This is a genomic window from Azospirillum brasilense (assembly GCF_007827815.1).
GTDB classification, from domain to species: Bacteria; Pseudomonadota; Alphaproteobacteria; order Azospirillales; family Azospirillaceae; genus Azospirillum; species Azospirillum brasilense_C.
The window spans coordinates 158,392-165,425 of sequence record NZ_VITH01000015.1 but is presented as its reverse complement, the minus strand read 5'-3'; the positions used below and the strand labels follow the sequence as shown (position 1 = coordinate 165,425).

The window sequence follows — 7,034 nt, the reverse complement described above, 5'->3', positions numbered from 1 at the left end:
TTCCGAACTCGGCCGTGAAACGCCTCAGCGCCGATGGTACTGCGTCTTAAGACGTGGGAGAGTAGGTCGCCGCCAGGTCACCACGGCACACGCCATACCAAAACGGACACGGACGGACACGGTTTCAATCACGCTTGACAATCGGCTTCATGAACGACAAAGCCGGCGCTTTCCAAACGGAAAGCGCCAGCTTTTCGTCGTGCCTGTTCTGCGAGAGGTATCGCTGCGGGCCCCCTTGATCCCCTCCCCCGCTGCGCAGGGGAGGGGATCAAGGGGGAGGGGATTGGTTGCCGGGACGGTGATCGAGCTGGGTCAGGATTATCTGGGCTTCGGTCAGCAGGGCGTCGCGGACGCGGATGTATTGGTCGAGGGAGGTCCCGGATCGTTGCCGCGCCTGCAACGCGGCGATCTGGACGTCGAGCGCGTCGAGATCGCGGTCGATGCATTTCAACGCGTCGCGCGCCCGTTGTTCTTCTTGTGCGTTCATGGCCACTCCTCCCGTGTCTGGTCTGGATTTCCGGCGAATCACATCCGAACGAGGTACGGCTTTTTGTTTTTGTCTCCCTGGCATTGCTTTTGCTGAACGAGCCATTGTTCACGAGCGTCCGCTCGGCAAGCTGAGAGGGAGACTACGATGGCGTCACGCGGAATCAATGCCGGTTTGGTGATTACGGTCGCTCAGAGCGCCATCGATGTCTTGTGGTCCCATTGGGACGGCTCGTCGAAGACCGTCCGCTCGGCGCTGATGGCCGCGGAGTTCTGGACACTGCAGGCGTTCGGCGGGCATGGACACTGGGTGCAGTCGGTCGCCCGCGACGCGCTGGTCGAATTTCTCGGCAACTACATCGACCGGCGCCTGGAGGTCGGCGACAGCGAGGATCGGGCGGTCGCCACGGCGGTCTACCGCCTGACCGGAAAGACGGTGGGAGCGGTGTGAGCGCGGGTCAGGGAAAAGGCTGCCTGATTTCTGCCCGGATGCCCACGGGGTAGGCAGTGCCTCCCGTGGGCGTCCGGGAAGCGAATGTCACTCGGGATCGGACCACAGCTTGCCGCCGCTGGCCCAATCGCTCTTCTTTACGTCGTGGAAGATGACATCGACCGCCTCCGGGCTGCAGCCGAGCACCGCGACCGAGGCGTCGGTGAGCGCCTTGGCGTAGGCACGCTTCTGCTCCGGCGTGCGCCCTTCGAAAAGCTGAACGTTGATCAGCGGCATCGTAATTCCATCCCCTCTGTTGCGGACCGCGGTCCGGTAAGCTCAGTTTCTGTAGTCCGGGCAGCGTCGGTCCAGGCGTCGCAGCAGCGCCGGCCATTCCAATTCGCCTTCCGGCTCAGGGTCGGCGGTGAGCTGCCGGTAGGTCTTGTCGCACAGCTCCGGCGGCGGCGACACCAGTTCCGCGCCGGCCGCCTGCGCGGCGAGCTGCATCCGGCACGCCTTGTCCAGCATGTCCATCAGGCAGAACGCCTCCGCAACCGTGCGCCCGGTCACCAGACTGCCGTGGTTGTGGAGAAGCATCGCCCGGCGGGTGCCGAGATTGGCGACGAGGCGGACCTTCTCGCTGTCGGTCAGGGCCAGCCCCTCGTACCGATGGTAGGCGAGGTCGCGGTAAAAGCGCAGGGCGTGCTGGGACAGCGGGAGGAGCCCGTCCTTCAGCATCGACACCGCCACCGCCGCCTCGTTGTGAAGGTGCATGACGCAGCGCGCGTCCTCGCGCGCTGCATGGACGGCGCCATGGATGACGAAGCCGGTGGCGTTCACCGGGTGGGGGCTGTCGCCGATGATGGCGCCGTGGATGTCGATCTTGACGAGGTTGGACGCGGTCACCTCGTCGAAGGTCAGGCCGAAGGGGTTGATGAGGAAGCGCCCCGGCTCGCCCGGCACGGCCAGCGAGATGTGGGTGTAGATCAGGTCATCCCAGCCGCGTTCGGCGACCAGACGGTAGGCGGCGGCGAGATCGATACGGGCTCGCCACTCGGCGTCGCTGACGCCGGCGCCGGCGAGGCGCGGTCCGGCATGGACGAATGATCCGCTGGTGTCCGTCACGGTCGGCTCCCGGTCTGTGCGATGAGCGGGAGAGCGTCGCACGGTGCGGCGCGGTTGTCCAAGCGGGACGCTGGGACTATTCCGGATTTCGGAAATCACTGGCCCGGCTTGGTTGCGGTCTCCTAGAATGCAGGGCTTTCCGCCGCCGAGTGCACAGTGATGACCATGACCGCGCCAGTCTCCATCCCGTCCGACCGCAGCGTGCCGGAAGGGGGCCGAATGGAGGATCAGGCGAAGCCCTCCATCCTCGTGGTGGACGACGAGGAGGGCATCTGCAGCTTCCTGTCGCGCGCGCTGGAGCGGCGTGGCTGGCGGGTCGAGGTGGCGGGCAGCGCCGAGGAGGGCGCCCAGAAGCTGGAGCGCATCCACGCCGAGGTGATCATCCTCGACGTCGCCCTGCCGGGCCGCTCCGGGCTGGACTGGCTGAAAGAGCTGATGGCCGGCGGCTTTGCCGGCGAGGTGATCCTGGTCACCGCCTTCGCCGACATGGACACGGCCATCGACGCCCTGCGCTCCGGCGCCGCGGATTTCGTGCTGAAGCCCTTCCGGGTCGAGCAGATCCTGAACTCCATCGACCGCTGCGTCGAGCGCACCCGGCTGACCCGCGAGAACTACGTGCTGCGCCGGCAGTTGTCGAAGAAGGACAACGGGCGCGACGAGATCGTCGGGCGGTCGGATGCCATGATGCGGCTGCGCTCGCTGGTGCAGCGGGTGGCGCCGACCCCGTCCACCGTGCTGATCCAGGGCGAGTCCGGCGTGGGCAAGGAGCTGGTCGCCCGCGCGCTGCACGACCTGTCGCCGCGCGCCGACCGGCCCTTCGTGGCGGTGAATTGTGCGGCGATCTCCGCCGACCTGATCGAGGCGGAGCTGTTCGGCCACGCCCGCGGCGCCTTCACCGGGGCCAAGGACGCGCGCAAGGGGCTGTTCTACTACGCCCACGGCGGCACGCTGTTCCTGGACGAGATCGGCGAGCTGTCGCTGACCCTGCAATCCAAGCTGCTGCGCGTTCTGGAGGAGCGGCGCATCCGCCCGGTCGGCAGCGAGCAGGAGGTGCCGGTGGACGTCCGCGTGGTCACCGCCACCAACCGCGACTTGAAGGCGGAGGCCGCGGCGGGGCGCTTCCGCCCGGACCTGTTTTACCGGCTGGAGGTGATGACCCTGACCATTCCGCCGCTGCGCCAGCGCGCGGTGGACGTGCCGGAGCTGGCCGCGCTGTTCATGCGCTTCCTGCCGGCGCGGCTGGCCGTGCCGCCGCTGACCCTGACGCCGGAGGTCACAAAGGCGCTGATGTGCCATTCCTGGCCCGGCAACGTGCGCGAGCTGCGCAACTTCGTGGAGCGGTCGCTGCTGCTCGGCGAATTCCCGCTCGACGATCTGGACACCGCCAACGCCGCGGCGGTGGAAGCGGGCTTGGCCGCGGACCCCAGCCTGTGCGCCGCCGCGGTGGCCGGCAACCCGCCCTGCGCGCCCTGTCCGGTCCGCCACGTCCGCATGGATGGCGACAATGACGTGCTGCCGTTGGCCGAGGTGGAGAAGCGCCACATCCTGACCGTTCTGGCGCGCTGCGACGGCAGCAAGGCGCGCGCCGCCGACCTGCTGGGGGTGTCGCGCAAGACGCTGGACCGGAAATGCGTGGAATGGGGGGTGTGACGCCCCCGTCCCAGGGGGCCCGCCCCAAGCCACCCCGGCCCAACATGCTGAAGAGGCTGGCGACGGCCTACGCGGAGTCGGTGCGGCTGAAGCTGCTGGCTCTGGTGCTGGCGCCGCTGCTGGTCGGCGCGCCGGTTCTGCTGATGATCGTCTGGGCCTGGGGGACGCAGGGCTACGACCAGCTTCTGGTCAACAAGGTCAGCTCCGACCTGGGGACGGCGCGGCAGTTCTTCGACCGGGTGCAGATGTCGCTGCGCAACGGGCTGGAGGGGGTTGCCACATCGCACCGGCTGGCCCTGGTTCTGGAGCGCGGGACGCCCGCCGACCTGCGCCGGCTGCTCGACGAGGAGGCGGAGGAGCACGGGCTGGACTATCTGCTGCTGCTCGACGCCGGGGGCATGGTGCGGGCGGGCGGGTCCTTCGCCGTCCCGGCGGACCGCAGCGGCTGGTCGGTGGTGCGCGAGGCGCTGCACGGCTACGCGCAGCACGGGCTGGAGGTCTTCGCCCCGGCGGAGCTGGAGGCGCTGAACCCGGCGCTGCGCCGGGCCGCCCACACGCCGCTGGTGCCGACCCGCGCCGCCCGGCCCGATCCGCGCAATGTCGAAAATCAAGGGGCCGAGGACCGCGGGCTGATGATCCAGGTCGCCATTCCCTTCGACGGGCCGGACGGCCGGCTGCTCGGGGTGCTGGAGGGCGGGGTGCTGCTGAACGGCAACCAGGGCATCGTCGACCGGCTGAACACCATCGTCTATCAGGACGCCTCGCTGCCGCTGGGCAGCCAGGGCACCGCCACGCTGTTCCTGGGCGACACCCGCATCGCCACCAACGTCCGGCTGTTCGAAGGGCAGCGGGCGCTGGGTACCCGCGCGTCGCAGGCGGTGGCGGACAAGGTGCTCGACCGTGGCGAGCCGTGGCTGGGCTCGGCCTTCGTGGTCAACGACACCTATGTGTCGGGCTATCAGCCGCTGAGCGACACCGCCGGGCGGCGGATCGGCATGCTCTATGTCGGGTTCTTGGAATCGCCGCTGCGCGACACGCTGTACAAGGCGCTGGCCGGGCTGTTCCTGCTGTTCCTGCTGGTGTCGGGGCTGGGGACGCTGGTCGGCCTGCGCGGCGCGCGGGCCATCTTCCGCCCGCTGGAGCGCATGGCCGGCGTCATCGCCCGCATCGAGGGGGGCGAGGATTCCGCGCGCATCGGCCCCACCGCCAGCCGGGACGAGCTGGGACGGCTGGCCCGCGCCTTCGACCATCTGCTGGATTCGGTGGCGGCGCGGCGGTGGGAGCTTCAGCGCTCCGCCGAGGAGCTGGACCGCAAGGTGGCGCTGCGCACGGCCGCGCTTGAGGAGGCCAACGCCACCCTGCGCCGCGCCCAGCAGCAGCTGGTGATGAACGAGAAGCTGACCGCCATCGGCGAGCTGACCGCCGGGGTGGCGCACGAGATCAACAATCCGGTCGCGGTGATCCAGGGCAACCTCGATCTGCTGCGCGAGGTGCTGGGCGATGGGATCGAGCCGGTGCGCCAGGAGGTCCGGCTGATCGACGAGCAGACCCGGCGCATCCACGCCATCGTGACCAAGCTGCTGCAATTCGCCCGGCCCGGCGACTTCGCCGGCTACGCCGAGCCGACCGACGTGAACGGCGTGCTGTCCGACTGTCTGGTGCTGACCCGGCACAACCTGAACCGGGCGCGGGTCGTGGTGACGCTGAAGGCCCAGGCGGGCGGGCCGGTGGAGATGAACCGCGGCGAGCTTCAGCAGGTCCTGATCAACCTGATCGTCAACGCCATGCAGGCGATGCCGGAGGGCGGGAGCCTGACGCTGGACAGCCGCGACATCGGCCCGGACGAGCGTCTGCCGGGGGCGGAGCCGTTCGAGGGGGTGCTGGTGGGGGTCGAGGACACCGGCCACGGCATCGCGGCGGGCGATCTGGCCCGCATCTTCGACCCCTTCTTCACCACCAAGAAGCAGACCGGGACGGGGCTCGGCCTGTCGATCAGCTACGCCATCGTCCAGCGCTACGGCGGGCGGATCACGGTGGAGAGCGTTCCGGGGCGCGGCACCCGCTTCACCCTGTGGCTGCGGCGGCAGGCCGTCTATTCCGACCAGCCGACCGCGCCCTTCTTCGCCGCCCAGCGGATCACCGCGGGGGGCTGATTCCCCTTTATCCGGCGTCTCTTTACCCGGCAACCGCCAGGAACGGGTTGACGCCGATGCGGCGGTACTCCTCCTCGCCCAGCAGCAGGTCGAGCGCCAGGGTGGCGAGGTCGTCGGCCACCGGGTCGAGGCCCGGCGCCTTCTCCAGGAACAGCAGCTTCAGATAGCTGTGGCAGGCGTCGCAGGTCTCCGCGCGCACCGCGTTGTTGGCCTCCGTGCCGTCCGCCCCCTCGACGAAGCGCTGGGACACGTCCTTGCCGTCGCCGCAGGCCACGCAGGACGAGCGCACATGGTGCCAGGCGGTGTGGCAGAGCCCGCAATGGAGATAGCGCAGGCCGCCGCTTTCCATGCCGACCTGCAGCACGCCGGCGACCGGCGCGCCGCCGCAGACCGGGCAGGCGGCGGCGGTGGCGTGGGCGGTGACCGACGCCGGGTCGAGCGCCGCGGCGTGGCGCGTCCAGGCGGTCTGGAAGGCCGCGGCCAGGAAGGGTGCTGCGGCGAGGTCGCCGTCCTCCAGCGCGTCGCCGGCCCAGCGCCCGGCCAGCGCCTCCAGGGTGTCGGCGTCGGACGCGGCCAGCGCGGTCAGGGCGTCGTGCGCGCCGCCGGGCAGGGCGTCGAGCTTGGCGGCCAGGGCGCGCAGGTCGGCGGCCCACTGCTCCTCCGGCGGCAGGGTGGCGGGGGTGGCGACCACCGCCGCCTGGGCATCGGCCAGCGTGGCGACGAAGCGCAGCCAGTCGCCCATGGCGTGCCCCTCCGCCAGCGCGCGCAGGCGCGCCGCCCGCCGGGTGAAGATCGCCGCGTCGGGCAGGCGCAGCGGGGCCGGCGACTGGCCCGGCACCAGACCGGCGGCGGCCATGGCGGCGGCAGTCGCCTCGGACATCGTCGCTTCGGAAATCGGGGCGTCGGAGGAGGAGGCGGTCATGGTGGCTTTCCCGGTCACGGATCACGAACAGTCGGAAGGGATAGCACAGCGCAAGAACGGTGCCAGGAGGGACCAATAGCCCTCTCCCCTCCGGGGAGAGGGTGGCCCGAAGGGTCGGTGAGGGGGTTGCGCATGGCGGCACGTCCGGCAGAAGCGCAACCCCCTCACCCTGACCCTCTCCCCGGAGGGGAGAGGGATTTTAGCTGCCCCCACCCTCGACAGATTGTCCTCCACACAAACGTTAGGGACATTTTGTCCATCGCCGGCT

The 7,034-nt window shown here is 69.8% G+C and carries 7 protein-coding genes and 1 rRNA gene; 4 read left to right on the top strand and 4 right to left on the bottom strand.

The genetic code is table 11. The features are described from left to right. Positions 1-78, top strand: a 5S ribosomal RNA gene (gene rrf / locus FBZ83_RS32565); the annotation flags it as partial. A 190-nt stretch (positions 79-268) separates the two neighbouring features. Here rrf and FBZ83_RS25740 read toward each other — a convergent pair. Beyond that, positions 269-487 carry a hypothetical protein gene (locus FBZ83_RS25740; RefSeq protein WP_145689570.1) on the bottom strand — a complete coding sequence of 73 codons (219 nt, stop codon included), beginning with the start codon at positions 485-487 and terminating at the stop codon, positions 269-271. A gap of 147 nt (positions 488-634) precedes the next feature. Between FBZ83_RS25740 and FBZ83_RS25735 the strand changes: the two genes are divergently transcribed. Next, positions 635-937: a hypothetical protein gene (locus tag FBZ83_RS25735; protein WP_145689568.1), complete on the top strand. Its 303-nt coding sequence runs from the start codon at positions 635-637 to the stop codon at positions 935-937. Between the two features lie 87 nt (positions 938-1,024). Here the strand turns inward: FBZ83_RS25735 and FBZ83_RS25730 are convergent, their stop codons facing one another. Then, complete coding sequence (locus FBZ83_RS25730; protein WP_145626958.1) at positions 1,025-1,213, bottom strand: 4-oxalocrotonate tautomerase; 189 nt, start codon at positions 1,211-1,213, stop codon at positions 1,025-1,027. A gap of 42 nt (positions 1,214-1,255) precedes the next feature. Further along, entirely contained in the window at positions 1,256-2,041 is a 786-nt protein-coding gene (locus FBZ83_RS25725; RefSeq protein WP_145689567.1) for a class II aldolase/adducin family protein, read from the bottom strand. Positions 2,042-2,200: 159 nt separating this feature from the next. Here FBZ83_RS25725 and FBZ83_RS25720 point away from each other — a divergent pair, with 159 nt between their 5' ends. Together FBZ83_RS25720 and FBZ83_RS25715 are read left to right on the top strand one after the other, a co-directional pair. Beyond that, complete coding sequence (locus tag FBZ83_RS25720) at positions 2,201-3,691, top strand: sigma-54-dependent transcriptional regulator (protein ID WP_145689565.1); 1,491 nt, start codon at positions 2,201-2,203, stop codon at positions 3,689-3,691. Further along, positions 3,688-5,844 (top strand): cache domain-containing protein, encoded by a 2,157-nt coding sequence (locus FBZ83_RS25715; RefSeq protein ID WP_247888471.1) that lies wholly within the window; start codon positions 3,688-3,690, stop codon positions 5,842-5,844. The genes FBZ83_RS25720 and FBZ83_RS25715 overlap by 4 nt, the downstream gene beginning before the upstream one ends. A gap of 22 nt (positions 5,845-5,866) precedes the next feature. On the opposite strand, the gene fdhE is transcribed toward FBZ83_RS25715, so the two are convergent. Beyond that, on the bottom strand, positions 5,867-6,766 hold the full coding sequence (gene fdhE / locus FBZ83_RS25710; RefSeq protein WP_145689563.1) for a formate dehydrogenase accessory protein FdhE: 900 nt from the start codon (positions 6,764-6,766) through the stop codon (positions 5,867-5,869). Between the last annotated feature and the right edge of the window lie 268 nt (positions 6,767-7,034).

Bases quoted from the DNA above. Each gene is read 5' to 3' on its own strand.
- FBZ83_RS25740 (WP_145689570.1), bottom strand. From the start codon at position 487: ATGAACGCACAAGAAGAACAACGGGCGCGCGACGCGTTGAAATGCATC.
- FBZ83_RS25735 (WP_145689568.1), top strand. From the start codon at position 635: ATGGCGTCACGCGGAATCAATGCCGGTTTGGTGATTACGGTCGCTCAG.
- FBZ83_RS25730 (WP_145626958.1), bottom strand. From the start codon at position 1,213: ATGCCGCTGATCAACGTTCAGCTTTTCGAAGGGCGCACGCCGGAGCAG.
- FBZ83_RS25720 (WP_145689565.1), top strand. From the start codon at position 2,201: ATGACCATGACCGCGCCAGTCTCCATCCCGTCCGACCGCAGCGTGCCG.
- fdhE (WP_145689563.1), bottom strand. From the start codon at position 6,766: ATGACCGCCTCCTCCTCCGACGCCCCGATTTCCGAAGCGACGATGTCC.